This window comes from Micromonospora sp. NPDC049101 (assembly GCF_040648675.1).
In the GTDB taxonomy this organism is placed as follows: domain Bacteria; phylum Actinomycetota; class Actinomycetes; order Mycobacteriales; family Micromonosporaceae; genus Micromonospora.
On sequence record NZ_JBEZED010000009.1, the window covers coordinates 170,512 to 196,615 of the forward strand.

The following is a 26,104-nucleotide window of genomic DNA, read 5'->3' on the forward strand; positions in this document are numbered from 1 at the left end:
TCCGGCCCGGTGGACCACCCGACACCGGAGCCGTCCGGCGGGCCCGCGCTGCGCTCGGCTGGGCAGGACACGCCCGACGACGCGCCCGGTGCCCGATCCGAGGTACGCCGGCAGTCGCGCGAACGCCGTCGCCTCCGGGCGGCGGTGCTGGTGCTGGTCAGCGTCGTGCTGCTCGGCGCGGTGCCGCTCTTCTTCGGCATCCGCACGCTGAGCCGTGACCCGGTCTTCGACAACCTGGATCAACTCAACGTGCCCGGCTGGGCCGCCGCGAAGACGGTCGACGACGTCAGTGGCAGCCGGTGGTGCCTGCTCGACTGCCGGCTGCGGGAGCGCACCGTCACCTCGGAGAAGTCGCCACAGGACACGGCGCAGGTCTACGAGGACGCGCTGCGCCAGGACGGCTGGCAGCCGTGGAAGGTGAGCCGCTGCCCGGAGCAGAAGACGAAGGGCAGCTACACCTGCTGGCGTCGCGACGAGTTGACCCTCGACCTGTGGGTCCGCGAGCCGACCTGCGTACCGCCGCCGGTCGACGGTGAGCCGGCCGTCGTGCCGTCCACCGAACCGTCGGCCGCTGCGACGGAGTGCACCGGCTCGTTGGTGTCGGTGAAGGTACGCAACGCGATCGACGACGAGCGGACCAGGCCGCAGCCGACCACCGACCCGTCACTGACCGGAGAGGACCCGTTCCCGACGGTCAGCGGGGACCCGCTGGGCGAGCTGACACCCTCACCGTCGTGAGCCGGTCTCCATCACGGACGGTAGGGTCTGGGGCTGGCGGGCTCGCCCGCCACCGGTGACCGCCGACGGCTCGGCGGCCGGCACGGGTGCCATGGTTCTGCGTTCCGAGGACGTCGGGTCCTGCGGAACTCTGCTTGAGGAGGACAGGCGTGGGCGACATTGCAGCCATCGCGGCGCTGATCGCGGCGAGCGCGTTCGCGGTGCTGGTGCTCATCCTGACGCTGCCCATCCTGCGGCTGCGGCACACGGTGGACGCCACCACCCGGATGATCAACGACCTGAACGATCGGACCGGGCCGCTGCTCGGTGACGTGAACACCACGGTGAAGAACGTCAACACCGCCCTGGAGCAGGTGCAGACCTCGCTCGACGGCGTGAACCTCCAGCTGGCGAAGGTCGACACGATGACCAGCCACGCGCAGAACGTCACCGCGAACGTCGCCAACCTGGCCACCGTGGTCTCCGCCGCGGCCGCGAACCCGCTGGTGAAGGTCGCCGCGTTCGGCTACGGCGTGCGCAAGGCCGCCGCCGGTCGCCGGCACGCCGAGACCGAGCGCGAGGTCCGCGACACCATCAAGCAGCAGCGACGGGCCGCGCGGCGCGGCAACAGCTGACCGGCCGGCGTACCAGGAGGTAGCGAGACATGAGGCGCTTGTTCTGGCTCGGCATCGGCGTGGCCGTCGGTGTCATCGTGGTCCGCAAGGCGACCCGGACCGCCCAGGCGTACACGCCGGCCGGCATCGCCAGCTCGCTGACGGAATCCGCTGGCGGGCTCGTCGAGTCGCTGCGTAGTTTCGTGGAGGACGTCCGGGTCGGGATGGCCGAACGCGAGCAGGAGATCCACCACGCGTTCGCCCAGGGCGAGGCGTTCGACGATCAGTTCGCCGACCTGCGGGAAGACCCGCGCATCGGCGATCGAGAAATCTTTCCGGAGGAACACCAGCGATGAAGACGGCGGAGATCAAGCGGCGGTACCTCGCGCACTTCGAGGCGAATGGCCACACCGTGGTGCCGTCCGCTCCGCTGCCCGCCATCAGCGACCCGAACCTGCTGTTCGTCAACGCCGGCATGGTGCAGTTCGTTCCGTACTTCCTCGGTCAGCAGACTCCCGCGTACCAGCGGGCGGTCAGCGTGCAGAAGTGCATCCGTACGCCGGACATCGACGAGGTCGGCAAGACCAGCCGGCACGGCACGTTCTTCCAGATGAACGGCAACTTCTCCTTCGGTGACTACTTCAAGGCGGGCGCGATTCCGCTCGCCTGGGACCTGGTCACCAAGTCGCAGGCCGACGGCGGGTTCGGGCTGGACCCGGAGCGGGTCTGGCCGACGGTGTACCTGGACGACGACGAGGCGTACGAGATCTGGCGGTCGGTGGGCGTGCCGGCCGAGCGGATCGTGCGCCGGGGCAAGGCGGACAACTTCTGGTCGATGGGCATTCCCGGGCCGTGCGGTCCGTGCTCCGAGCTGTTCTACGACCGGGGCCCGGAGTATGGCCGCGAGGGCGGCCCGGCGGTCGACGAGGACCGCTACATGGAGTTCTGGAACCTCGTCTTCATGCAGTTCGAGCGGGGCCCGGGCACGACGAAGGACGACTACCCGATCCTGGGTGACCTGCCGGCGAAGAACATCGACACCGGCATGGGCCTGGAGCGGATGGCCTCGATCCTGCAGGGCGTCGACAACCTGTACGAGATCGACGAGGTTCGGCCGATCCTGGCGCGGGCGGCGGAGCTGACCGGTAAGCGGTACGGCGCGCACTCCGGCCACGTGGCCAGCGAGTCGCACCCGGACGACGTGCGGCTGCGGGTGATCGCCGACCACGTGCGGACCGCGCTGATGCTGATCGGCGACGGTGTGACGCCGTCCAACGAGGGTCGCGGCTACGTGCTGCGCCGCATCATGCGCCGGGCGATCCGGTCGATCCGGCTGCTCGGCTGGCAGGACCGGGCGCTGCCCGAGCTGCTGCCGGTGGCCCGGGACTGCATGTCCCCGTCGTACCCGGAGTTGGCGACCGACTTCGACCGGATCGCGGACTACGCGTACGCGGAGGAGGAGGCGTTCCTGTCCACCCTGCGTGCCGGCACGACGATCCTGGACACCGCGATCGCCGAGACCCGCACGGCGGGCGGCTCCGCGCTGTCCGGGGCGAAGGCGTTCCAGCTGCACGACACGTACGGCTTCCCGATCGACCTGACCCTGGAGATCGCCGCCGAGCAGGGCCTCACCGTCGACGACGAGGGTTTCCGCCGGCTGATGGCCGACCAGCGCACCCGGGCGAAGGCGGACGCGCAGGCGCGCAAGACGGGGCACACCGACCTGTCGGCGTACCGGTCGGTGCTCGACGCGGGTGGCCCGGTGACGTTCACCGGGTACAGCGAGGTGGCCCGCGAGTCGACGGTGCGGGCGTTGCTCGGCGCGGACGGCCCACGGCAGGCGGCGACCGAGGGCGACACCATCGAGCTGGTGCTCGACACGACCCCGTTCTACGCCGAGGGTGGTGGGCAGCAGCCCGACCAGGGCATGATCACCGTTGGTGGCGGGCAGGTCGAGGTGCTCGACGTGCAGCAGCCGGTGCCCGGCCTGATCGTGCACCGGGCCCGGGTGATCCGGGGTGAGGTGCGTGCCGGCGAGGCGGGTTACGCCGAGATCGACACGACGCGGCGGCGAGCGATCTCCCGGTCGCACACCGCCACCCACCTGGTGCACCAGACCATGCGGAACTTCCTCGGTGAGTCGGCCACGCAGGCGGGTTCGCTGAACGCGCCCGGCCGGCTCCGGTTCGACTTCAACACCCCGACCGGGGTGTCGCCGAGCGTCCTGCGTGACGTGGAGCAGCAGGTCAACGAGGTGCTGCTGGCCGACCTGGAGGTGCACGCCTTCATCACCTCGCTGGACGAGGCGCGGCGGATCGGCGCGATGGCGCTCTTCGGCGAGAAGTACGGCGAGGAGGTGCGGGTCGTCGAGGTGGGCGACTACGCCCGGGAGCTGTGCGGCGGCACGCACGTGGCCCGCTCGGCCCAGCTCGGCCTCGTGAAGATCCTCTCCGAGTCGTCGATCGGTTCCGGTGTCCGCCGGGTCGAGGCGCTTGTCGGCATGGACGCCTTCGGCTTCCTGGCCAAGGAGCACCTGCTGGTCTCCCGGCTGGCCGAGCTGTACCGGGTGCCCAACGACCAGGTCGCCGACCGGGTGGAGCAGACCGTCACCCAGCTCCGGGACGCGGAGAAGGAGCTGGAGAAGCTGCGCGCCCAGCTGGTGCTGGGCGGGGCGTCGGCGCTCGCGGCGCAGGCCAAGGATGTGCGCGGGGTCGCGTACGTGGGCACCGAGGCGCCGGAGGGCGCGGCCGGTAACGACGTGCGGACCCTCGCCCAGGAGATCCGGGGCAAGATCGACCCGGCGCGGCCGGCGGTGGTCGCGGTGGCGGCCCGGTCGAACGGCAAGGCGTCCCTGGTGGTGGCGGTCAACGCGACCGCGCGCAGCCGGGGTCTGGCCGCGTCGGACCTGGTGAAGGCGGCGTTCTCCGGGCGTGGTGGTGGCAGTCCCGACCTGGCCCAGGGCGGTGGCCTGCCCGCGGCCGAGGCGCCGACCCTGCTGCTCACCGTCGAGAAGGCGATCTCCGAGGCGTGATGGACGAGCATTGTCGGCCAGGGCGGACCAGCTGGTCCGCCCTGGCTCGTTCGGCCTCGGTGGTGACAGTCGGTGTCTGAATTGACACGTGGTGTGCGGATCGGGGTGGACGTCGGTCAGGTGCGGGTGGGAATCTCCCGCTCCGACCCGGACGGAATCCTGGCCACGCCACTAGTCACCCTGGCCCGGGACCTCACGGCCGCGCCGGATGCGGTGCCCAGCGATCTCGCCGAGCTGGCCGCCCTGGTGGCCGAGCACGAGGCCGTGGGGGTCGTCGTCGGCCTTCCGGTCAATCTCGCCGGTAAGCACGGCCCGGCGGCTGTCCACGTGAAGGCGTACGCTGACCGACTGGTCGATGTGATAGCGCCCGTTCCGGTAACGCTCACCGACGAGAGGATGTCGACCGTGGTCGCCTCTCGTAGGCTTGCCGAGCGTGGCGTCCGAGGTAAACGTCAACGTGCGGTTGTCGACCAGGCGGCCGCAGTGGAGATCCTGCAGAGCTGGCTGGACGCGCAGCGGAGGCGGCAGTAATGATCGACGATCTGGACCTTGGGTTCGACGAGGCGGAGCGGGGGGAGAAGGGCCGGCACCGGCGCAGCTTCCGCAAGCGCAACGGCGGGTCCGGCGGTGGCCGGGGCAAGACGTTCCTGGCACTGCTGATGGCCCTGGTCCTGCTGGGTGCCATCGGCGGTGGTGCCTACTACGGCTTCGACCGCATCCAGAACTACTTCGTCACCCCCGACTACGACGGTGCCGGTTCCGGTGAGATCACCGTCGAGATCAAGAACGGCGCGCTGCTGGCCGACATGGCCGACGCCCTCGTCACGGCCGACGTGGTGAAGAGTCAGAAGGCGTTCATCGAGGCGGCCGAGGCCAACTCCCGCAGCAAGAACATCCAGCCGGGCACGTACAAGCTGCGTAAACAGATGAGCGGCGCCAGCGCCGTGACCGCGATGCTCGACCTGAAGAACAAGATCGTCAACGGGTTGACGATCCCCGAGGGTCGCACCAGCCTGAACATCTACAAGCTGCTGTCCGACAAGACCAAGATCCCGGTGAAGGACTTCCAGACCGCCGCGAAGGACCCGGAGGCGCTCGGCGTCCCGGACTGGTGGTTCAAGCGCGACGACGGCAAGAAGGTCGTCAAGTCCGTCGAGGGCTTCCTCTTTCCGGACACCTACGAGATCCCGCCGAAGTCCACCGCCGAGAGCATCCTCAAGCTGATGGTGAACCGCTTCCTCTCGGTGACCGGTGAGATGAAGTTCGCCGACACGGTGCAGGAGAAGCGCAAGGTCAGCCCGTACGAGGCGCTGATCGTGGCGTCGCTGGCCCAGGCCGAGGCGGGCAACGCCGACGACCTGGGCAAGGTCGCCCGGGTCGCCTACAACCGGGTGTACGGCGAGTTCTTCTGCAACTGCCTGGAGATGGACGTCACGGTCAACTACTACCTGGAGTCGATCGGCAAGCCGACCAAGTCGTCCAAGCAGATGACGGCGGCCGAGATGGACGACCCGAAGAACCCGTACAACCGCAAGCTGCCGGGAATGATCCCGACCCCGATCAACAGCCCCGGCAAGCAGGCCCTGGTCGGGGCGATGGACCCGCCGCCGGGCAAGTGGCTCTACTTCGTGGCGATCGACAAGCAGGGCCACTCGGCGTTCGCCGAGACGTACGAGCAGCACCAGCGCAACGAGGCCAAGGCCCGGGAGGCCGGCATCATCTGACGGCATCCGATCCGGCGCACACGCGAGAGGGCAGGGAGTGATGACAACCGGCGGTGGGCGTGTCGACCCGTAGGGCCGCGGTGCTGGGCAAGCCGATCACGCACTCCCTCTCCCCGGTGATCCACAACGCCGGGTACGCCGCCGCCGGGCTGACCGGGTGGTCGTACACCCGGATCGAGTGCGGGGCCGCGGAGCTGCCGGATCTGGTCGCCGGCCTGGGCCCGGAGTGGGCCGGTCTGTCGGTGACCATGCCGGGCAAGGAGGCGGCGCTCGCTGTGGCCGACACCGCGTCGCCGGTCGCCGTCGCCGTCGGTGCGGCCAACACGTTGGTACGCCGTCCGGGTGGCTCCTGGTACGCGGACAACACCGACGTCGCCGGCATGGTCCAGGTGCTCACCGACGCTGGGGTGCTTCCCGGTGCCGCCGTGACGGTGCTCGGCGCGGGTGGCACGGCCCGCGCCGCGCTGGCCGCCGCCGCGCGGCTGGCCGGCACCTCGGTCACCGTGGTGGCCCGTCGGGCGGCGGCGGTCGACGAGCTACGGCCGGTGGCCGACGCGCTCGGCGTCGCGCTGGTCCCCGCCGACTGGGCCGACGCCCGCCAACACCTCGCCGCCGCCGACGTGGCGGTCTCCACCGTGCCGAAGGGAGTCGCCGACCCGTTGGCCGACGCGGTGGCCTGGCGGTCGGGCGCGGTGTTCTTCGACGCGCTCTACGATCCGTGGCCCACCCCGCTGGCCGCCTCCGCCGCCGCGGCCGGCCTGCGGGTGGTGTCCGGTCTGGACCTCCTGCTGGCCCAGGCGGTCGGGCAGTTCGAGCAGTTCACCGGCGTGACCGCGCCGGTCGAGCCGATGCGGGAAGCGATGCGACGGGCGACCAGTGGCGGCGTTCTTTAGCTGACGGTTAAGACGCGCTTACGGGAAACTGTCCTCTCTGCGTTGTGCCCTGCTCATGGATACGCTGCTCACCGTTACGGCCGCAGACACAGGGAGTTTCCTTGACCAGGCACGGACTGCACCGCATCACCCGGTTCCGCTCCGGACCCCGGCGCAAGGCGATCGCCATCGGCGTGGTCGGCGGATCGGTGGTGGCCGGCATCGTGGCGACCATGATGCCGATCTTGGCCAGCGACGACCTGTCGATCCGGGCGGCGGCCGACACCACCGCGACCGCGGTGACGCAGGACGGCGACAACGCGACCAAGACGACGTTGGCGACCTGCCCGACGCGCTGCGACGGCAATCCGCGTGGTGGCCGCGAGGCGGTGATCGAGTTCGCGGTGACCACCGTGCCGGCCGCCGCGGTCAACGTCCGGGCGACGTTGCGGGTGCACGCCTGGCAGCAGTTTCCCGCCACGGTGACGGCGCACGCCTCACCGCTGAGCGCCCGCGAATCACGGCCGCCGCTGGCGACGGCCGGTGCCGTACTGGACAGCGTGTCCGGTGTGTCCAAGGGCTTCAACGAGTGGGACGTCTCCAAGCTGGTCACCGGCAACGGCACCTGGACTGTCGCGCTGGCCCAGAGCGGCCTGGAGAGTCGGGTCTACTGGGCGTCGGCCGACAACCGTAACGCGGACCTGCGTCCCAACCTGCTGATCAGCTACGACATCGGCAGCCGGCCGTCGCCGGTGACGACCACCAAACCCGCGCCGCCGCCGAGCGCCGCGCCGACCACCGCCGCGCCGAAGCCGTCGGCCACCATCGCTCCGAGCCGGACGGCGACGCCGAGTGCTAGCGGTACCCTGCCGTCCGGTCGGTGTGGGTCCGTGTCGGACAAGCTCGTGCCGTCCTGCGGCGCCTGGTGGGGCATGTACTCGCCGGCGGGGGCGGGCGGTGGCTGGGACCACGGCAAGGCCGTCACCAATGTGGAGGCGCAGGTCGGGCGCAAGTTCGACATCGTGCACCGCTACCACGACTTCTCCAACGCCGGCAGCAACGGTGCCTTCCCGGACGCGTACGAGACGCAGCAGATGCGTGAGGGCCGGTTGATGTTCTTCGCCTGGGAGTCCCGGGACTTCTCCGCCGGCACCACCCTGAAGTGGTCGGATGTCTACGGTGGTCGGCAGGACGCGACGATCGACGCGGTGGCGGGCCGCATCCGCGCGGCGGGCGTGCCGGTCTTCATGGGCTTCGACCACGAGCCGGAGGACGAGCCGAACAAGGGCAGCGACGCCGACTTCGTCCGTGCCTGGCGCTACGTCTACGAGCGGTTCGCCAAGGCCGGCGCGACCAACGCGGTCTGGGTCTGGACGATGATGGGCTGGTCCGGCCACTACTCCCGCTACGCCGGCCTGTACCCCGGTGACCGCTACGTCGACTGGGTCGCCTACGACCCGTACAACTTCCACGTCTGCAACGGCAGCACGGTGTGGAAGAGCCCGAGCACGACCGTGGGTGGCTTCTACGACTGGTTGGACGACAGCGGCATCGGCGCCGGCAAGCCCCGGATGCTCGCCGAGTTCGGCACCAACTTCAACGCCGCCGACCTGGGCGCCAAGCAGCGCTGGTTCCAGGAGTTCCCGGCCGCGCTGAAGGAACACCCGAAGATCAAGGCCGCCATCTACTTCAACTCGGCGGGCATGACCAGCCGCACGGCGACCTGCGACATGACGATGAACCACGACGCCGCGGCGGTGGCCGGCTTCGCGAAGGCGGGGCAGGACCCGTACCTGCGTCAGCCTACCGGGGGGAGCCGCTGACGACTGACGCACGCCAGACAGAACGCCGTGCGGCGGGGGTCGGACATCCGATCCGCCGGCGTTCTGTCGGCTAGCGGATTCATGCACCGCCCAATCGGCGGATTTCGTTGACCAAGCTGGACGAGGCACGCTACCTCGGGTTCTCATCCATCTTGGAGGCGCAGCGTGCCCAAACTCTCGCACTTGTGGCGTTTCGCAGGACGACGTCGTACCAGGGCGGGGATGGTCGCGTTGGCGATCGTCGCCGCAGTTCTAGGCGTACCCACCACCGCCTCGGCCGCGGTCGTGCCGGTCCCGACGACGGCGACCCTGGTGTCGGCCAACCCCGCCGATGTGACTCCGCACGCGCGAGACGGTGAGACCCGCGCTTTCGCCCAGGTGGGCAACACGGTCTTCGTCGGCGGCAGCTTCACCCAGGTCCGGCAGACCGCCAGCTCCGCGTGGGTCGTGCAGCGCTACCTCTTCGCGTACGACCGGATCACCGGCACCATGTCCACCACGTTCCTGCCGGTGCTCGACGGCGCGGTCAACACGCTCGTCGCCGGTCCCGGCGGCACGCTGATCGCCGGCGGCAGCTTCAAGACCGTCAACGGGGTCTCCCGCAGGAACCTGGTCGCGCTCGACCCGGCCACCGGCGCGATCATCGACAGCTGGGTGGGCCGTTCCGACGGCGGCACGGTCCGTGACCTGGCGCTGCACGGCAACTGGTTGTACGTGGCCGGCGCGTTCAACTGGCTCAACGGCACCGCACACGTCGGTCTTGGCCGGCTCAACGCGACCACCGGCGCGATCGACCCGAGCTTCGTCATCGACGCCACCGTGGGGCGGCACGGCACCACGTCGTACGTCTGGACCCTCGACGTCGCACCGGACGGCAACACGCTCGTCGTCGGTGGCAACTTCACGCTCGTCAACGGCCTGGCGCGTAACCAGATCGCGCTCGTGGACGTCTCCGCGACGCCCACCCTGCACGACTGGAGCACCGAGAAGTACGCCTCGCCCTGCGCGTCGCCGACGACCTTCGTGCACTACGTGCAGGACGTGAAGTTCGGCGAGGACGGCAGCTGGTTCGTCGTCGGCAGCAACGGCGGCGGTGGCTGGCCAACCGCGTACTGCGACGTCCTGGTCCGGTTCGAGACCGGGGCGCGGGGCAGCGGCCTCGTGGCCACCTGGGCCGACTTCACCGGCAACGACACCATCACCTCGGTCGAGGTGGCGGACAACGTGATCTATCTGGGCGGTCACTTCCGCTGGATGAACAACCCGAACGCCAGCGACGTCGCCGGCCCGGGTGCGGTGGACCGGCTCGGTATCGCCGCCGTCACCCCGGCCACCGGGATGCCGGTCAACTGGAATCCGCGCCGCAGCGGCGGCGCCTCGATGCCCGCGGGCACCAGCAGTTGGGGCTCGGCGGTGCCGGTGCTCTGGCGTGGCTCGGACGGCCTCTACTTCGGGCACAACTCCGACGGCATGGGTGAGGAGTACCACGGCCGGCTCGGCATGTTCCCGCTTGCCGGCGGACGTACCTTCGCCCCGATGAACCCGCCCACGGCCACCACCGGCAACCTCTACCTGAACACCGGCCCGGGCACGGTGGCGAAGGTGCCGTTCGACGGCACCGCGCTGGGCACCGCGACCACGGTCAGCCAGCCCGCCTACACCGAGGCCGGCGCGACGTGGCGGGTGAACGACCGGATCTACTGGGCGCACACGGTGGCCGGCACGCCGACCGGCAGTCGGATCGACGTCTCGCTGTACAACGGCGGTGCGATCGGTTCGCCGTGGGAGGCGTCCGGCTACAACGACTGGTACAACCCGGCGGTGTTGACCGGCGCCTTCTTCCTCGATGGCCGGCTTTACTACACCCGCACCGGGGCCAACAATCTCTACTACCGCTACTTCGAGATCGACGGCAACTGTCTCGGCGCCACCGAGTTCGTCCTGCCGACCACCGGGGTGACCTGGTCCGGAGTGCGTGGCATGGCCTGGGTGGGCGGTCGGATCGTCTACGGTGGCACCGACGGCACCCTGCGCAGTGCACCGTTCGACCCGACGTTCGCGGCGAGCATGGCGGTCGATGGCACGACGGCGACGGTCATCAGCGCCGCGACGCCCGAGTTGTCCTGGTCCACCCCATCGACGTTCTTCTCCGTACAGTGATGGTCAAGCGTTCGTAACGGAGCGTCGGTAGATTGTTCACGTTGGGTCGGTGGCGGGCAGCACCGCCACCGGCCCCGTGACGTGGGGGAGGCTCGTTGCTCGGCGCCGTTGGCATTCGGATGAGACGCGCCGTGCGTCTGGTCTTCGCGGTCAAACGTGGGTGGTACAGGGTCCGCTACCGGCGGTTGACGCTCGGTCGGGACGTGGAGATCCGTGGTCGGATCCGGCTGCGCCGTGGCGTGCGGGTGACCATCGGCGACCGCACCCGCATCAACAAGCTCGTCCGCTTCGCGGGTCCCGGTGAGGTACGCGTCGGCGCCGACTGTCTGCTCAACGCCACCTGGATCGGCACCTGGACATCGGTGACGGTGGGGGACCGGTGCCTCCTGTCGGATTGTGAACTTCTCGACAACGACTTTCACAACCTGCCGCCCGCGCAACGGCACGCACCGCCCGGCCCGGCCACCCGCGCCCCGATCGTCCTGGAGGACAACGTGTGGGTCGGTGCGCACGCCCTGGTGCTCAAGGGTGTGCGGGTCGGCCGGGACAGCGTCGTGGGCGCGGCGACGGTGGTCCGCTCGGACGTCCCACCCGGCGTCGTGGTCGTCGGCAATCCTCAACAGACGGTGAAGAAGTTCCATGACTGATACGACCCCCGGCTCCTGGCCCACGGGCGGCCCGTCCCCCGCGACCCCCGGCGCGGTGACACTGACCGACCTGCTGCGGGTGCCGATGCACCGGCTGCGGCTGGTCGGTGCGGTGGCCCTGGTCGGTCTGCTCGCCGCACTCGGCTACGTGCTGCTGGTACCGGCGGCGGTGACCGCGAACGCCGTGGTGGCGGTCCGGCCGGTGGTGACCGACGCGTTCACGCCCAGCGGTGCGGGTGCCGACCGGGCGGTCAACATGAACGTGGAGAGCGGCATCGCCACCGGCACCGAGGTCGTGCAGCGGCTCGCCGACGCGGCCGGCGGGCACCCACGGGACGTCCGTGGCGCGCTCGAGGTCGAGGTGCCCACCGGTGGGCAGATCCTGCGCTTCACCTACCAGGCGGGCGACGCGCAGCGGGCCGTGCAGAGCGCCAACCTGGCCGCCCAGGCCTACCTCGACGTGCGACGCACGATGTACGAGCAGCAGCGCGCCGAGATGCTGCGCTCCTACGACACCAGCATCACCAAGGTCGCCGCCCAGCAGGCCGCCCTGCAGAAGCGGGCCAGCACCGTCAAGGACACCGCTGCCGGCGACGCGGTGGTGGCCGAGCTGGCCGGGATCAACAACCAGCTCACCCAGCTCAACTCCGCCCGTACCGAGATCGCCGCGGTCGACGTCAACCCCGGCTGGGTGACCCAGACCGCCGAGAAGTCGCTTGCCACCTCCGCCGGGCACCGGCCGCTCTACCTGGTTGCCGGCCTGCTCGGTGGCGCGCTGATCGGCATCGTGCTCGCGTACGCCTGGGAGTCGGCCGACCGGAGGGTCCGCTCCGTCGCCGACGGCCGGGACGCCACCGGTCTGCCGCTGCTCGGCACCGTGCGTCGGCCGGCGTTCCGGGGCAGCCCCCGGGCGGTCGACGCCGACGTCCGGTACGTGGCGATGGCGGTCGCCGAGCGGGTCCGTCCGCCCGCCCGGGTGGCGCTGCTCAGCACCCGGGAAGACGCCACCGCGCTCACCGCCGGGCTCGCGGTGGCGCTCGCCGCCGACGGCCGCGAGGTCTTCGTCGCCGACGACAGCGGGCGCACCGAACGGCTGCGCGCCACAGTGCTCGCCGACCGGGGACGGCTGCCCATCGATCCGTCCCGACCGCTGGTGCCCAAGCCCCGCCCGGCCGGCAGCCCCGCGCCGGTCGCCGGCGGGGAAGCCGCGGCCCAGCGGCGACCCTCCCCGCATCCGCCCGGCGCCCGCCCGTCCACCGACGCGGACGCCACGCTGACGATTCCCCGGGTGTCGTCCGCCCGCCCGGACAACGGTCGGGTCGTCGACCCGGACGAGGTGAGCGTCGGGGTGGGCAGCGTCCGGTTCGGCACCTGGCGACAGGGCGCGGACCACGGCCTGGTGCTGTTCAACGCCCCGCCCGCGGAGTCCGACGAGCGCGGCGTCGCCGTCGCCCGGCAGGGCGGCGCGGTGGTGATCGTCGAGCGGGACCGCACCCGGCAGAGCGACCTGCGACGCCTGGTGGAGCGGCTGCGCGCCGCCGGGGTCACCCCGCTGGGCTTCGTGCTCACCCGAAACGGCCGGGCCTGAGCGTGTCGGTCACCCGCGCCCCGGCGACCGACCCGCCGCCCGGCGGCGCCCCCGTCGCCGTCGCCCCGGTGTCGCTGCCGGTGCCGCCCCGGCTGCCGCTCTGGCCCCTGTCCTTGATGTTCGGCCTGGTGCCGCTCTGGTGGCTGTTCGGTGCGTTCTACCTCGGTTGGCCGCTGCTGGGCGCTGTGCTGCTCGCGCTGCTGCTCACCCGGGGGCGGGTGCCGCTGCCGCCGGCGGCCGGGATCTGGCTGCTGTTCCTCGCCATCGTGGTGGTCAGCGCCACCCAACTGCCGTCGCCCGCCTCGCTGCTGACGTTCGCCCTGCGCCTGGCGTTCTACCTGACCGCGCTGGTGGTCGGCGTCTACGTCTACGTCGCCGCGCGGGAACGCACGAGCCTGGTGGCGGTGCTCAGCCCGCTGTGCGCGTTCTGGTTCGCGCTGGTGGCGCTCGGCTGGCTCGGGGTGCTGGTGCCCCGGCTGGCCATGGCCACCCCGATGGAGGTGCTGCTGCCCGCCGGGGTGGCCCGCACCCCGTTCATCCAGGACATGGTCCACCTGACCACGGCGGAGTACAGCGCCCGGTCGCTCAACCCGATCTACCGGCCGGCCGCGCCGTTCGCGTACACCAACAACTACGGCAGCGCGTACGCCATGACCCTGCCCTGCGTGGTGGCCTACACGATGCTGCGCCGGCGGGGTCTCCTGCGCTGGGCGCTCATCGCGTCGTTGCCGCTGTCGCTCGCGCCGGCGTTCCTCACGCTCAACCGGGCGATGTTCCTCAGCCTCGGCGCCGGGCTGGCGGTGCTCGGGCTGCGGGCCAGCCTGCGCGGCAACGTCCGGGTGGCCGCGTCCATCGTCGGCGTGGTGGTGATCGGCGCGTTGGCCACAGTGTTCATTCCCATCACCGAGCTGATCAACAAGCGGGTCGACTCCAGCGACACCAACACCGACCGGCTCTCGCTCTACAGCGAGGTGATCCGCCGGGTGCAGGAGTCGCCGTGGTTGGGCTACGGCGCGCCGGTGAACGTCGACACCGTGTCGGCGGACGCGCCGATCGGCACCCAGGGGCAGCTCTGGATGGTGCTGTTCAGTCATGGCGTACCAGCGCTCGTCTGTTTCCTCGCCTGGTTCGTCGCCGCCGCGGTGATCTGCGCGCGGGCGACCTCGGCGGCCGGGCAGTGGCTGTCGGTGGTGCCGGTGGTCTGCCTGGTGCAGGTCCCGTTCTACGGCATGGCGAACCAGAACCTGGCCGTCGCGTTCTTCGCGGTCGGGTTCGCGATGGCGCTCACCGAACGGGAACGCGCGACCGGGCCGCCCCGGGTGGCCGGGTGGCCGGCACCCGCCGTGGCGGTGCCGGCATGACCGCCGCGACCCGACCGCCGGCCGACCCGGAACACCCGACGCCGGTGCCCGCCGGTCCGGACCAGCCGGTCGCGGGCGCGACCGCGGGCGCGACCGAGACCCGACGCAGCGCGCGCAGTGGCGTGGCCGGGCTGCTCGGCGCGGCCACCAGCGGCCTGTTCGGCTTCGTGCTGGCCGTGGTGATCACCCGGGGGTACGGCACGGCTGGCGCGGGCGCGTTCTTCGCGGCGATCGGGGTGGTCACCGTGGCCACCGCGATCTGCACCCTCGGCGCGGAGACCGGCCTGATGTGGTCGCTGCCCCGCCGTACCACCGGCGCGCGCGGGGACGCGGCCCGGGTGCTTCCGGTGGCGCTGATCCCGCCGCTGCTGGCCGGGTTCGTGGTCGCCGGAGCCGGCGTGCTGGCCGCCGACGCGCTCGCGCCCCGGCTGTTGCGTGGCTCCGGTACGGCCGCCGAGGCGCTGCTCACCGTCACGTTCGCGGCGGTGCCGGTGGTGGTCGCCATGACCCTCCTGCTGGCCGCGTTGCGTTGTGTGCGGTCCATCCGGGCGTACGTCGGGGTGCAGTTCCTCCTGCTGCCGGTCGCCCGGCCGGTGCTGGTCGGCGCGGCCGCGCTGGCCGGCGGAGGTCTGCTCGCCGGCATGACCGGCTGGTTGGTGCCGGCGGCGTTGGCGCTGCTGGTCTGCCTCGTCCTCGTGGCCGGTCCGCTCGGGCTGCGCCGGGGCGCGGTGCTGCGGCCGAGCCCGAGCGACTGGTCGACGTTCTGGCGCTTCGCGTTGCCCCGGGCCGCGTCGGCGGCCATCGACGCGGGCAGCATGTGGGTGGGTGTGCTGCTCACCTCGGTGTTGGCCGGGCCGGCGGACGCCGGCGTGTTCGGCGCGGTCGGCCGGTACGTGCTGGCCGGCCAGCTCGCCATGCAGGGGTTGCGGGTGGCGGTGTCGCCGCAGTTGTCCCGGCTGCTCGGGCGCGGCGAGCGGGCCGCGGCGGCCGCCGTGCACCGGCAGCTGACCGTCTGGGGTCTGGTGCTGTCCTGGCCGGTGTACCTGCTGCTGGCGGTGTTCGCGTTGGCCTTCCTTCAGTTGTTCGGGCCGGAGTTCACCGCCGGTGTGCCGGCGATGACAGTGCTCGCGCTGGCGATGCTCGTCAACACCGGGGTCGGCAACGTGCAGAGCCTGCTGCTGATGGGCGGGCGCAGTGGTCTGCACCTGGTGGCCACCGTGGCCGGGTTGACGGTGACCGTCTCGCTGGGCCTGTGGCTGATCCCCGGTCACGGCGCCACGGGCGCGGCGGTGGCCTGGGCCGCGGGCATCGCCACCGAGAACCTCACCGCCGCCGGGTTCGCCCGGGCGGTGGTCCGGGAGCCACTGTTCGACGCCGCGACGGTGCGTGCCGCGGCGGCCACGGCCACCGGGGTGGGCCTGGCCGCCGGTGCCGGTGTGCTGGCGGGCGGACGCGGCCTACCGGGCCTGGCGGTGGCGCTGGGTGTACTACTGGCCGGCTGCGTCGGCATGTTGACGTTGCCCCGGGTGCGCGCCGGCATCCGGGGGACCATGAGGCAGGTCCGTGGACGGGACGACGCGGCCGTGGCCGCCGATCCCGGCCCGGCATCGACGAGAGGCAGGTGAGGTCCGTCGTGGCGTCCATCCGTGACCGGGTCAAGCAGTTGGTCCCGACCCAGGTGACCGTGCGGGTGAAGGAGTCCCTGGTGGACTACGGGGTCCGCACGAGTGACCGGCGGCCCCTGCCGGACTTCCTGATCATCGGCACGAAACGGGGCGGCACCACCTCCCTGTGGAACTACCTCATCCAGCACCCGCTGGTGCCCCGCCTCTTTCCGGCCTGGAACACCAAGTCGGCGCACTACTTCGAGGAGCACTGGGGGCGCGGCGAGGCGTGGTACCGCTCGCACTTCCCGACGCAGCGTCACCGTGACGCCCTGTCCAAGCGGCACGGCGGGCCGGTCCGGGTCGGCGAGGCCGCACCGCTGTACATGTTCCACCCGCTCGCCGCCCAGCGGGTCGCCGCGCTGCTGCCGGCGGTGAAGCTGATCGTGCTCCTGCGCGACCCGGTGGAGCGGGCGTACTCGCACTGGAAGGAGCGCCGCACGCACGGCATCGAGCCGCTGGACTTCGCCGACGCGCTGGCCGCCGAGCCGGAGCGGACGGCGGGGGAGCGGGAACGGTTGATCGCCGAGCCGGAGTCGTTCAGCGAGGCGTACGACTGGTACACGTACCGGGCCCGGGGGCGCTACCTGGAGCACCTGGAGCCGTGGTTGGAGCGTTTCGACAGGCAGCAGATCCTCTTCCTGCCCAGTGAGGACCTCTACCGGGACTCCCGCGCGACCTACCGGCGCACCCTCGACTTCCTCGGGCTGCCCGCGTACGACCTGCCGCACTTCAAGGTCTACAACGACCGGCGCTCGGCGCCGCTGGAGCCGGCGGTGCGCGCGGAGCTGACCGACTACTACCGGCCGCACAACGACGCGCTGCGCCAGCGGCTCGGGCTGGACCTCGACTGGGCGGACCGGCCGGCGTGACGACACGGGTCGGCTCGGCCACGGACCCGCGGTCGCGGGTGGACGGCCTGGGCTGGGTGAGTCGCGCGGTCTTCCCCGACGAGCGGGTCAACCTGACCGTGGGCGGTGGCGCACCGCCCGGTCACCGGGCGGTGGCCCGGTACGCGGTGGTGCCGTCGGTCGCCCGGGCCCGGTTCCTGGTGCCGTTGGGCGCGCCCGCGGCCGGGGCGGCGTCGCTGCTGGCGTACAACGCCCTGCGACCACCGAAGGTGCGCGCGTTGCGGGCGGTGCTCGGCGGGCTGGCCCGGCTCGGTGCGGTGGGGCTCGCGCCCTTTCCGACGTTGACCGTCTCGGTGCCCGCCGGGGCGGTGGCCGCGGAGTTGCTGCTGACCGAGCGACTCGCGGCCGAGTTGGGCGGCACGCCGCTGCTGGCCGCGTGCGGGGTCCGACCACCCGACCCGAACGTCAAGCCCACCCTGCAACTCTTCAGCGCTGACGGCCGACCGCGCGGCTACGCGAAGATCGGCTGGAACGACGCGACCCGCGCGTTGGTCACCGCCGAGGCGGCGGCGCTGCGCGCGTTGGGCGCGGTGGCCGGCGTCGCCGACCACCCGACGCCGCCGAGGCTGCTCACCGAGACGACGTGGGCGGGCCAGGTGGTCGCGGTGATCGAGCCGCTGCCCCCGGCGGTACGCGGCGTGCCGGTCGACGACGCCCCCCGGATCGCGGCGCTGCTCGCGGTCGCCCGACGCGGCGGCCCGGCGGACCCGCCCCGAACACTCGCCGGGTCGACCTTCCTGTCCCGGCTGGCCGGGCAGGCCGACCGGGCCGCCGCGGCCGGGGAGAGCGGTGCGCGGGCGGTGGCCGCGGTCGCCGCGCTGGCTCGCCGGCACGGCGACACAGCTGTCGAGTTCGGCCACTGGCATGGTGACTGGGTGCCGTGGAACCTGGGCCAGCACGACGGCGGGTTGGTCGCCTGGGACTGGGAGCACAGCGCGGCGGACGTGCCGGTCGGCTTCGACCTGGCGCACGACGCGTTCCAACGAGCCCTGGTGCTGCGGGGCGAGTCGGCGGCCGTCGCGGCGTCGGCCGTCGACACGTACCTGGACCGGCACGGCGGCCGACTCGGCCTTGGCGCGGCACAGCGCCGGCTGGTCGCCGACGCGTACCTGGTGGAGATGTGGTTGCGGACCTGGCGGCTGGCCGACGCGGGCGCGGGCTGGAACGCCGCGCTGCATCCCGCACTCTTGGACGTCATCGAGAAAAGACATAGCGGCTGATCCGGAGGAATCGCGGTGCCGGTGGCGCCGCAGAGTGACGACAAAAACGCAGGTGGTGATGACGATCGATGAAGTTCGGACGTTCGACGTGCAGGACCGTCCGACATGGAGATCGATGTCTCGTCCGATCACGCTATTCAACGACCACAGAACGTGTGATCTGCTTCTGCGTGGCGTGAACTGGAATTCCAAGCGAACTTGTGGGGAGTCGCGTGGACACGAAGAACGACGACGATGCCGCGCCAGTGCTCCTGCTGGTCGGCTCCAGCGGTGGCCATCTGGCCCAACTACTCGCCCTGCGGCCCTGGTACGAACAGTGGCGGCGCTGCTGGGTCACCTTCGACACACCGGAGGCAGTGTCCCTGCTGACCGGCGAGGATCTGGTGCCTGCGCACCACCCGACCACCCGTAACGTACCGAACCTGCTGCGCAACGCACGGTTGGCCTGGCGGGTGCTGCGGGCACGGCGGGTCGCCGCGGTGGTCACCACCGGCGCCGGGGTGGCGGTGCCGTTCGTGGTGCTGGCCCGGCTCTGGCGCATCCCGACCGTCTACATCGAGGTGTACGACCGGATCGACACCCCGACGCTCACCGCCCGGCTCTGCCGGCCGTTCCTGTCCGCGATGCTCGTGCAGTGGGACGAACAGCGCCGGCAGTATCCCGAGGCGACTGTCGTCGGGACACTCCTGTGACCGGGGAGGCCGGCACCGCCCGGCGTCCGCAACCCCGGTCGTCCGACGAGGAGGCCCGGCTGTCGCGCCAGCGCGACACCCCGGCCGGCCAGCTCCGGCTGCTGGTCGCGGTCGGCACCGACAAGCACCCCTTCGACCGGCTCGTCGACTGGCTGGCGCAGTGGCACCAGCAGGCAGGTGACCCGATCGGGCTGACGCTGCAACACGGGCACACCACCGCTCCGCACCTGCCCGGCGCGGTGGCGTTCCTCGGTCACGACGCGCTGCAACAGGCGATGGACGAGGCCGACCTGGTGGTCTGTCACGGCGGCCCGGCGACCATCCTGGAGGCACGCCGGCACGGCCACCTGCCCATCGTGGTGCCCCGCGACCCGGCCCGCGGCGAGCACGTCGACGACCACCAGCTCCTCTTCGCCCGCCGGCTCGGCGCCGCCGGCCTGGTGGCCCTCTGCGAGACCCGGGAGGCGCTGCACGACGCGTTGGCCGAGGGGCTGGCCGACCCGTCCCGGTACGCGGTGGCCGCCGACCCGGCGGCGCACGAGGCACGACGGGCGGCGGTGGCCCGGGTCGGGCGGATCGTCGACGAGCTGGTGGCCCGTTCGACCCCGCGCCCACACCGGCGGCGGGCCTGGTCCCGGCCGCGCCGGGGTGCGAAGGAGATCCGATGACCCACCAGCCGAGCGTCAGCGTCGTGGTGCCCACCCGGGACCGCCCCGAGCTGCTGCGGTCCGCGGTGCGCGCGATCCTGGCACAGGAGTACCCGGGCCGGATCGAGGTCGTGGTGGTGTTCGACAGGTCCGTGCCGGACGAGTCGCTGACCGAGCTGGGGGACGGCCCGGCCCGCGCGGTGCGGGTGATCGGCAACACCCGTACCCCGGGGTTGGCCGGCGCCCGCAACAGCGGCACCCTCGCCGCCGAGGGTGAGCTTGTCGCGTTCTGCGACGACGACGACGAGTGGCTGGCCGGCAAGCTGGCCGTGCAGGTCGACGCGTTGGCCGCCGATCCGGGTGCCGAGTTCGTCTGTTGCGGCATCCGGGTCAGCTATGACGGGCACACCGTCGACCGGGTGCTGGACATGGACCGGATCACCCTGGACGACCTGCTGCGTGACCGGTTGACGGAGCTGCACCCGTCGACCTTCCTGATGCGCGCCAGCGCGCTGCGGGACGGGTTCGGGCTTGTCGACGAGGAGATCCCGGGCAGCTACGCGGAGGACTACGAGTTCCTGCTCCGGGCCGCACGCAGCGCGCCGCTGATCAACCTGCGGACACCCTCGGTGCTGGTGCGCTGGCACAAGCGCTCGTACTTCTCACAGCGCTGGGACACCATCTCCGAGGCGTTGCAGTGGCTGTTGCGGCGCTACCCCGAGTTCGACAGCCAACCGGCCGGTGCGGCCCGGGTGACCGGGCAGATCGCGTTCGCCCAGGCCGCGTCCGGCGACCGTCGGGGCGCGCTGCGGTGGGCCCGGCGCACCCTGCGGAGTAATCCCCGCGAGCCGCGCGCCTATCTGGCCCTCGCCGTCGCCGGTCGGGTGGTCCGGGCCGACGCGGTGCTGCGCACCCTGCACAAGCGGGGCCGGGGGATCTGACCTGCCGCCGGTGCCCGGGCGACCGGGCACCGGCGTCCGCAGGGCGGGACGCGGTGGGCAGCGTGCCGGGTCGGTGGCGCGCCGTGACAGACTGATCGCTGTGTTGCGTTGGCTGACTGCAGGTGAATCGCACGGTCCCGCCCTCGTCGCGATGATGGAGGGGGTGCCGGCCGGCATCGAGGTGACCACCACCGTGATCGCCGACGAGCTGGCCCGCCGGCGACTGGGCTACGGCCGGGGTGCGCGGATGTCGTTCGAGCGGGACGAGATCGAGGTGCTCGGCGGCCTGCGCCACGGTGTCACCCTGGGCAGCCCGGTGGCGATCCGGGTCGGCAACTCCGAGTGGCCGAAGTGGCAGACCGTCATGGCCGCCGACCCGGTCGACCCCGACGAGCTGGCCCGGCAGGCCCGCAACGCCCCGCTGACCCGCCCCCGGCCGGGCCACGCCGACCTGGCCGGCATGCAGAAGTACGGCCACACCGACGCCCGGCCGATCCTGGAACGCGCCAGCGCCCGGGAGACCGCCGCCCGGGTGGCCGTCGGCGCGGTCGCCAAGGCGCTGATCCGACAGGCGCTCGGCATCGAAATCGTCTCGCACGTCATCGAGCTGGGCCCGGTGGCCGCGAAGCCCGGGCTGCGTCCCGTCCCGTCCGATGCCGACCGCATCGACGCGGACCCGCTGCGCTGCCTCGACCCGGAGGCCAGCGCCCTCATGGTCGCCGAGGTCGACGCCGCGAAGAAGGCCGCCGACACGCTCGGGGGCGTGGTCGAGGTGCTGGCGTACGGGGTGCCGCCGGGGTTGGGCAGCCACGTGCAGTGGGACCGCAAGCTCGACGCCCGACTGGCCACCGCGCTGATGTCCATCCAGGCCATCAAGGGCGTGGAGATCGGCGACGGCTGGCAGCAGGCCCGGTCCCGGGGCTCGGAGGCGCACGACGAGATCATTCCGTCGGCGACCGGTGTCCGCCGGGTCACCGACCGGGCCGGCGGGCTGGAGGGTGGCATCACCACCGGTGAGCCGCTGCGAGTCCGTGCCGCGATGAAGCCGATCTCCTCACTGAACCGGGCGCTGGCGACCGTGGACATCACCACCGGCGAGCCGGCCACCGCGATCAACCAGCGTTCCGACGTCTGCGCGGTGCCCGCCGCGGCGGTGGTCGCCGAGGCGATGGTGGCGCTGGTGCTCGCCGAGGCGGCCACCGAGAAGTTCGGCGGCGACTCGATCGCCGAGATCCGCCGCAACCTCGCCGCCTACCTCGACGCCCTGGTGATCCGCTGATGGCACCGGTCGTCGTGCTGGTCGGCGCGCCGGGCTGTGGCAAGACCACCGTGGGCCGGGCGCTCGCCGGCACCCTCGGGGTGGAGTTCCGCGACACCGACCTCGACATCGAACAGTTGGCCGGCAAACCGATCCCGGAGATCTTCATCGACGAGGGCGAGGCCCACTTCCGTACCCTGGAGCGGGCCGCGGTGGCCGCGGGGCTGGCCTCCGGCACCGGTGTGCTCGCCCTCGGCGGCGGCGCGGTGCTGGCCGAGGAGACCCGGGCCGCCCTGGTCGGGCACCGGGTGGTGTACCTCTCGGTCGAGTTGCCGGACGCGGTGAAGCGCGTCGGGCTCGGCGCTGGCCGGCCGCTGCTGGCGATCAACCCGAGGGCCACGCTCAAGCACCTGTTGGACCAGCGCCGGCCCCTCTACGTCGAGGTGGCGACCGAGACGGTGGTCACCGACGGCAAGGCCCCGGCGCAGGTGGTCGCCGAGGTAGCCGCCGTGCTCCCCCACTGACGCCACCGGGCCCTGCCGGGGGGTTGCTCAGCCTCGGGCGGCGGCGTCGAGCAACTCGGCCAGGGCCTTCGGCTCGCTGAGCATCGGCCAGTGCCCGGTGGGCAGCTCGAACAGCTGCCCGTCGGCCAACCCGGTGAAGAACGGGTGCCCCTCGCCGATCAGCTGCCGCACCACGCTGAGCGGGAAGGTGCTGGCGACCAGCGCGGTCGGCACCGGGCGCCCACCGGTGCGACGCACCGGGTCGGTGGCCGCCGCCAGCGGCTGCGGGGTGGCCCGGGCCCGCAGCAGGGCCAGCGTCGGCTCGTCCAGACCGGCCAGGTTGGTGGGGTCGGCAGCCGGGTCCCACGCTGGCGGCGGCAGCAGGTGACCGGTGCCGATCGCGGCGCGTAGCCGCTGCTGCTCCTCCGGTGGCAGCGTGTCGAACTGCGCGACGCCGTCCGGCAACGGCCCACTCTCCACATAGATCACCCGGCCGATCCGGTCCGGGATGCGGTCCGCCGCCTGGGCTGCCGGCATCCCGCCGCCCGAGTGGCCGACCAGCAGCACGTCGCGCAGATCCTCGACCTCGATCAGCCGGACGATGTCGGTGGTGTGCGTCTCCAGGCCGATCTCCGGCCCGGCGAGATGGTGGCGTTCGGCCACCCCGGTCAGTGTCATCGGGTGGACCTCGTGCCCCTGCGCGCGCAGCGCCGAGGTCACCTCCCGCCACGCCCACGCGCCCAACCAGAACCCCGGTACCAGCACGAACGTCGCCATCTGTCGCTCCTTCTCTCGGCTACCGGAATGACCGTACGATCGCAACCGGACAGAATCCGCCCGGTTTGAAGGAGTGCTCTGTGTCACATCCCGCCGGCCGGGTGCTGGCCCTGCTCGAACTGCTGCAGACCCGGCACCGGTCGACGGCCGTCGAGCTCGCCGGCCTGCTCGGCGTGGACGAGCGGACCGTGCGCCGGTACGCCGCCACCCTTGTGGAGTTGGGCATCCCCGTCATCGCCGACCGGGGCCGCTACGGCGGCTACCGGCTGCACTCCGGCTACAAGCTGCCGCCACTGATGCTCACCGACGACGAGGCGCTGGCGGTGCTGCTCGGCCTGGTCGTCGCCGAACGGGTCGGGCTGGCCACCGAGCTGCCGGGCACCGCCACCGCGCTGGCCAAGATCCGCCGGGTGTTGCCGGTGCCGCTGGCCGACCGGCTGACCGCCGTGCAGGAACACCTCGGGTTCACCCTGCGGCGCACGGAGCCGGAACGGGGGCCGGCGTCGGGCACCCTGCTCACCCTGGCCGCCGCCACCCGGCACCGGCAGCGGGTGGCACTGGACTACCGCTCCTGGCGGGGCGAGCAGTCGCGCCGTGAGCTCGACCCGTACGGGCTGGTCTTCCACGCCGGCCGCTGGTACGTCACCGGCCACGACCACCGGCGCGGGGAGGTCCGCACCTTCCGGCTGGACCGGATCGGCACCGTGACCCCCACGTCGGCGACGTTCACCGTGCCGGACGGCTTCGACCCGGTGGCCCGGGTGACCAGGTCGCTGGCCGGCGTGCCGTACACGCACGAGGTCGAGGTGCTGCTGGAGACCGACCTGGTCGCCGCCCAGCGCCGCATCCCGCCCAGCGTGGCGGAGTTGACCGCCACCACCGACGGGGTGCTGCTGCGGGCCCGGGCGGAGAGCCTGCCCGGCATGGCCGCGCTGCTCGCCGGGATGGGTTGTCCGTTCACCGTGCGGCACCCGGAGGCACTGCGTGCCGCGGTGGCCGAGCACGCCCGCCTGCTCGCCGACTGGGCGACCCGACCAGCAGGTGGGCAGACGCCGTTGCCGCGCCGTCCGCTCGACTAGGCTGCCGGCGATGGACGAGGTGACCCGGATTCCGGTCGGCGGCGATCGGCCGTACGACGTGTTGGTGGGACGTGACCTGCTGGGCGCGTTGCCCGGCCTGCTGCCCGGCGCGACCCGGGCGGCGGTGCTGCACACGCCCCCTCTGAAGGCTCTCGCGGACGCGCTCGGCGAGCGACTGCGCGCGGCCGGCGTCGAGCCGTTGCCGATCGAGGTGCCCGACGCCGAGTCGGGCAAACAGATCGACGTGGCCGCCGCCTGTTGGGACCGGCTCGGGGCGGCCGGCTTCACCCGTACCGACGCGGTGGTCGGGGTGGGCGGCGGCGCGGTCACCGACCTGGCCGGCTTCGTCGCGGCCTGCTGGTTGCGCGGGGTGCGTTGGGTGCCGGTGGCGACCTCGCTGTTGGGCATGGTGGACGCGGCGGTGGGCGGCAAGACCGGCATCAACACGGCCGCCGGCAAGAACCTGGTGGGCGCCTTCCACCCGCCGGTCGGTGTGCTGGCGGACCTGGCCACCCTGGACAGCCTGCCCGCGGTCGACCTGGCGGCCGGGCTCGCCGAGGTGGTCAAGTGCGGGTTCATCGCCGATCCGGCGATCCTGGACCTCGTCGAGCGCGACCCGGTGGCCGCCACCGACGTGCGCGGGCCGGCGACGCGGGAGCTGATCGAGCGGGCGATCCGGGTCAAGGCCGACGTGGTCGCGGGCGACCTGCGTGAGTCGGGCGTACGGGAGGTGCTCAACTACGGCCACACCCTCGCCCACGCGATCGAGCGGAACGAGGGCTACCGCTGGCGCCACGGTCACGCCGTCGCGGTCGGTCTGGTCTACGCGGCCGCGCTGGCCCGGCTCGCGGGCCGGCTGGACCCGCCGACCGCCGACCGGCACCGGGCCACGTTGAGCACGCTGGGCCTGCCGGTGAGCTACCCGGCCGACGCCTGGCCGCGGCTGCTGGCCGCGATGCGGGTGGACAAGAAGGCACGGGGCAGCCGACTGCGCTTCGTGGTGCTCGACGGGCTGGCCCGCCCGGCGATGTTGGAGGGCCCGGACGACGCGCTGCTGGAGGCCGCCTACCGGGAGGTGTCCGCCTCGTGAGGGTGTACGTCCTCAACGGGCCGAACCTGGGCCGGTTGGGCACCCGGGAGCCGGCGGTGTACGGCTCGACAACCTACGCCGATCTGGTGGCGCTCTGCGAGAGCACCGGCCGGGAGTTGGGGCTGGACGTGACGGTCCGCCAGACCGACGCCGAGCACGAGTTGCTCGGCTGGCTGCACGCCGCCGCTGACGAGGGCGTCGCCGTGGTGCTCAACCCGGCCGCCTGGTCGCACTACTCGTACGCCGTGCGGGACGCGTGCGCCATGCTGCGGGGGCCGCTGGTGGAGGTGCACCTGTCCAACATCCATGCCCGCGAGGAGTTCCGGCACCACTCGGTGGTGTCCGCGGTGGCGACCGGGGTGATCTGTGGGCTCGGCGTGGACGGCTACCGCCTCGCTCTGCATCATCTGGCTGCGCTGGATCTGGCTGCGCTGGATTTGGCTGCGCCAGGCGACGGCAGCTGACAGCGGACCGTCACGGCGGCTTCGCACGTACTCCTGTTTCCCTGATCTCACACTGAGTGGCGACGGCCCCGGTCGATCCCGACCCACCGCCTCCCTTTGCTCTGCTGCCCTATCTGCACCACCCCGACTGAACTGCGCTTTCGCCCGACGATGCCCGCGGCGGTCGAGACCAGGACGGAACTCATCGTGACCGTCGCCTCGGCGGGTGCAGAGCAAAGGGTGTGGGCGGTGTGGGTGGGGTCTGTCCAGGCGGGTACGGAGGGTGCCGCACCCGGGCGAGGCCGTCGGTGCCGAGACGGTGGCGGCCAACCTCCGGCGCGG

Annotated in this window: 24 protein-coding genes; 23 read left to right on the forward strand and 1 reads right to left on the reverse strand. The window is 72.2% G+C overall.

Annotated features, from left to right (window positions below; translation table 11 throughout):
* The first annotated feature begins 48 nt into the window (after positions 1–48).
* The 20 genes from AB0B57_RS15050 (at position 49) to AB0B57_RS15145 (ending at position 22,394) form a co-directional block, all read left to right on the forward strand.
* The gene (locus AB0B57_RS15050) at positions 49–738 is read left to right on the forward strand and encodes a hypothetical protein (RefSeq protein WP_357069449.1); all 690 of its coding nucleotides are present in this window, start codon (positions 49–51) and stop codon (positions 736–738) included.
* 149 nt (positions 739–887) lie between these two features.
* Positions 888–1,352, forward strand: a complete 465-nt coding sequence (locus AB0B57_RS15055; protein WP_357069285.1) for a DUF948 domain-containing protein — start codon at positions 888–890, stop codon at positions 1,350–1,352.
* A 29-nt stretch (positions 1,353–1,381) separates the two neighbouring features.
* Positions 1,382–1,687 (forward strand): hypothetical protein, encoded by a 306-nt coding sequence (locus AB0B57_RS15060; RefSeq protein WP_357069287.1) that lies wholly within the window; start codon positions 1,382–1,384, stop codon positions 1,685–1,687.
* Complete coding sequence (gene alaS, locus AB0B57_RS15065) at positions 1,684–4,362, forward strand: alanine--tRNA ligase (protein WP_357069290.1); 2,679 nt, start codon at positions 1,684–1,686, stop codon at positions 4,360–4,362. The genes AB0B57_RS15060 and alaS overlap by 4 nt, the downstream gene beginning before the upstream one ends.
* A gap of 72 nt (positions 4,363–4,434) precedes the next feature.
* Entirely contained in the window at positions 4,435–4,893 is a 459-nt protein-coding gene (gene ruvX / locus AB0B57_RS15070) for a Holliday junction resolvase RuvX (protein WP_357069292.1), read from the forward strand.
* Positions 4,893–6,086, forward strand: a complete 1,194-nt coding sequence (mltG, locus tag AB0B57_RS15075) for an endolytic transglycosylase MltG (protein WP_357069294.1) — start codon at positions 4,893–4,895, stop codon at positions 6,084–6,086. Before ruvX ends, mltG begins: the two co-directional genes overlap by 1 nt.
* A 53-nt stretch (positions 6,087–6,139) precedes the next feature.
* Positions 6,140–6,979 (forward strand): shikimate dehydrogenase, encoded by an 840-nt coding sequence (locus AB0B57_RS15080; protein WP_357069296.1) that lies wholly within the window; start codon positions 6,140–6,142, stop codon positions 6,977–6,979.
* Positions 6,980–7,080: 101 nt separating this feature from the next.
* Complete coding sequence (locus AB0B57_RS15085; protein ID WP_357069298.1) at positions 7,081–8,781, forward strand: glycosyl hydrolase; 1,701 nt, start codon at positions 7,081–7,083, stop codon at positions 8,779–8,781.
* A 222-nt stretch (positions 8,782–9,003) separates the two neighbouring features.
* Positions 9,004–10,941, forward strand: coding sequence for a hypothetical protein (locus tag AB0B57_RS15090; RefSeq protein ID WP_357069300.1), 1,938 nt, complete (start codon positions 9,004–9,006; stop codon positions 10,939–10,941).
* A 119-nt stretch (positions 10,942–11,060) separates the two neighbouring features.
* Positions 11,061–11,588, forward strand: coding sequence for an acyltransferase (locus tag AB0B57_RS15095; RefSeq protein ID WP_357069302.1), 528 nt, complete (start codon positions 11,061–11,063; stop codon positions 11,586–11,588).
* Positions 11,581–13,176, forward strand: coding sequence for a lipopolysaccharide biosynthesis protein (locus tag AB0B57_RS15100; protein ID WP_357069304.1), 1,596 nt, complete (start codon positions 11,581–11,583; stop codon positions 13,174–13,176). Before AB0B57_RS15095 ends, AB0B57_RS15100 begins: the two co-directional genes overlap by 8 nt.
* A gap of 68 nt (positions 13,177–13,244) precedes the next feature.
* Complete coding sequence (locus AB0B57_RS15105; RefSeq protein WP_357069451.1) at positions 13,245–14,537, forward strand: O-antigen ligase family protein; 1,293 nt, start codon at positions 13,245–13,247, stop codon at positions 14,535–14,537.
* Positions 14,534–16,162 (forward strand): lipopolysaccharide biosynthesis protein, encoded by a 1,629-nt coding sequence (locus AB0B57_RS15110; protein WP_357069306.1) that lies wholly within the window; start codon positions 14,534–14,536, stop codon positions 16,160–16,162. The genes AB0B57_RS15105 and AB0B57_RS15110 overlap by 4 nt, the downstream gene beginning before the upstream one ends.
* Before the next feature lie 8 nt (positions 16,163–16,170).
* Positions 16,171–17,073 carry a sulfotransferase domain-containing protein gene (locus AB0B57_RS15115; protein ID WP_357069308.1) on the forward strand — a complete coding sequence of 301 codons (903 nt, stop codon included), beginning with the start codon at positions 16,171–16,173 and terminating at the stop codon, positions 17,071–17,073.
* The gene (locus AB0B57_RS15120) at positions 17,070–18,332 is read left to right on the forward strand and encodes a hypothetical protein (protein ID WP_357069310.1); all 1,263 of its coding nucleotides are present in this window, start codon (positions 17,070–17,072) and stop codon (positions 18,330–18,332) included. The genes AB0B57_RS15115 and AB0B57_RS15120 overlap by 4 nt, the downstream gene beginning before the upstream one ends.
* A gap of 212 nt (positions 18,333–18,544) precedes the next feature.
* Positions 18,545–19,024 (forward strand): UDP-N-acetylglucosamine--LPS N-acetylglucosamine transferase, encoded by a 480-nt coding sequence (locus tag AB0B57_RS15125; RefSeq protein ID WP_357069312.1) that lies wholly within the window; start codon positions 18,545–18,547, stop codon positions 19,022–19,024.
* A gap of 98 nt (positions 19,025–19,122) precedes the next feature.
* Positions 19,123–19,692, forward strand: a complete 570-nt coding sequence (locus tag AB0B57_RS15130; protein ID WP_357069453.1) for a glycosyltransferase — start codon at positions 19,123–19,125, stop codon at positions 19,690–19,692.
* The gene (locus AB0B57_RS15135) at positions 19,689–20,612 is read left to right on the forward strand and encodes a glycosyltransferase family 2 protein (protein ID WP_357069314.1); all 924 of its coding nucleotides are present in this window, start codon (positions 19,689–19,691) and stop codon (positions 20,610–20,612) included. Before AB0B57_RS15130 ends, AB0B57_RS15135 begins: the two co-directional genes overlap by 4 nt.
* A 100-nt stretch (positions 20,613–20,712) precedes the next feature.
* Positions 20,713–21,891: a chorismate synthase gene (aroC, locus tag AB0B57_RS15140; protein ID WP_357069316.1), complete on the forward strand. Its 1,179-nt coding sequence runs from the start codon at positions 20,713–20,715 to the stop codon at positions 21,889–21,891.
* The gene (locus tag AB0B57_RS15145) at positions 21,891–22,394 is read left to right on the forward strand and encodes a shikimate kinase (protein WP_357069318.1); all 504 of its coding nucleotides are present in this window, start codon (positions 21,891–21,893) and stop codon (positions 22,392–22,394) included. The genes aroC and AB0B57_RS15145 overlap by 1 nt, the downstream gene beginning before the upstream one ends.
* A gap of 27 nt (positions 22,395–22,421) precedes the next feature.
* Here the strand turns inward: AB0B57_RS15145 and AB0B57_RS15150 are convergent, their stop codons facing one another.
* Positions 22,422–23,150 (reverse strand): alpha/beta hydrolase, encoded by a 729-nt coding sequence (locus tag AB0B57_RS15150; protein ID WP_357069320.1) that lies wholly within the window; start codon positions 23,148–23,150, stop codon positions 22,422–22,424.
* A gap of 80 nt (positions 23,151–23,230) precedes the next feature.
* Here AB0B57_RS15150 and AB0B57_RS15155 point away from each other — a divergent pair, with 80 nt between their 5' ends.
* Genes AB0B57_RS15155 through aroQ form a run of 3 tightly spaced genes read left to right on the forward strand, consistent with a single transcriptional unit; the run spans position 23,231 to position 25,783 of the window.
* Positions 23,231–24,229, forward strand: coding sequence for a YafY family protein (locus AB0B57_RS15155; protein WP_357069322.1), 999 nt, complete (start codon positions 23,231–23,233; stop codon positions 24,227–24,229).
* A gap of 10 nt (positions 24,230–24,239) precedes the next feature.
* On the forward strand, positions 24,240–25,319 hold the full coding sequence (gene aroB / locus AB0B57_RS15160) for a 3-dehydroquinate synthase (RefSeq protein WP_357069324.1): 1,080 nt from the start codon (positions 24,240–24,242) through the stop codon (positions 25,317–25,319).
* Entirely contained in the window at positions 25,316–25,783 is a 468-nt protein-coding gene (gene aroQ / locus AB0B57_RS15165) for a type II 3-dehydroquinate dehydratase (RefSeq protein ID WP_357069326.1), read from the forward strand. The genes aroB and aroQ overlap by 4 nt, the downstream gene beginning before the upstream one ends.
* The last annotated feature ends 321 nt before the right edge of the window (positions 25,784–26,104 follow it).

Bases quoted from the DNA above. Each gene is read 5' to 3' on its own strand.
- AB0B57_RS15060 (WP_357069287.1), top strand. From the start codon at position 1,382: ATGAGGCGCTTGTTCTGGCTCGGCATCGGCGTGGCCGTCGGTGTCATC.
- AB0B57_RS15150 (WP_357069320.1), bottom strand. From the start codon at position 23,150: ATGGCGACGTTCGTGCTGGTACCGGGGTTCTGGTTGGGCGCGTGGGCG.
- AB0B57_RS15090 (WP_357069300.1), top strand. From the start codon at position 9,004: ATGGTCGCGTTGGCGATCGTCGCCGCAGTTCTAGGCGTACCCACCACC.
- mltG (WP_357069294.1), top strand. From the start codon at position 4,893: ATGATCGACGATCTGGACCTTGGGTTCGACGAGGCGGAGCGGGGGGAG.
- AB0B57_RS15095 (WP_357069302.1), top strand. From the start codon at position 11,061: ATGAGACGCGCCGTGCGTCTGGTCTTCGCGGTCAAACGTGGGTGGTAC.
- alaS (WP_357069290.1), top strand. From the start codon at position 1,684: ATGAAGACGGCGGAGATCAAGCGGCGGTACCTCGCGCACTTCGAGGCG.
- AB0B57_RS15110 (WP_357069306.1), top strand. From the start codon at position 14,534: ATGACCGCCGCGACCCGACCGCCGGCCGACCCGGAACACCCGACGCCG.
- AB0B57_RS15100 (WP_357069304.1), top strand. From the start codon at position 11,581: ATGACTGATACGACCCCCGGCTCCTGGCCCACGGGCGGCCCGTCCCCC.
- aroB (WP_357069324.1), top strand. From the start codon at position 24,240: ATGGACGAGGTGACCCGGATTCCGGTCGGCGGCGATCGGCCGTACGAC.
- AB0B57_RS15135 (WP_357069314.1), top strand. From the start codon at position 19,689: ATGACCCACCAGCCGAGCGTCAGCGTCGTGGTGCCCACCCGGGACCGC.
- AB0B57_RS15145 (WP_357069318.1), top strand. From the start codon at position 21,891: ATGGCACCGGTCGTCGTGCTGGTCGGCGCGCCGGGCTGTGGCAAGACC.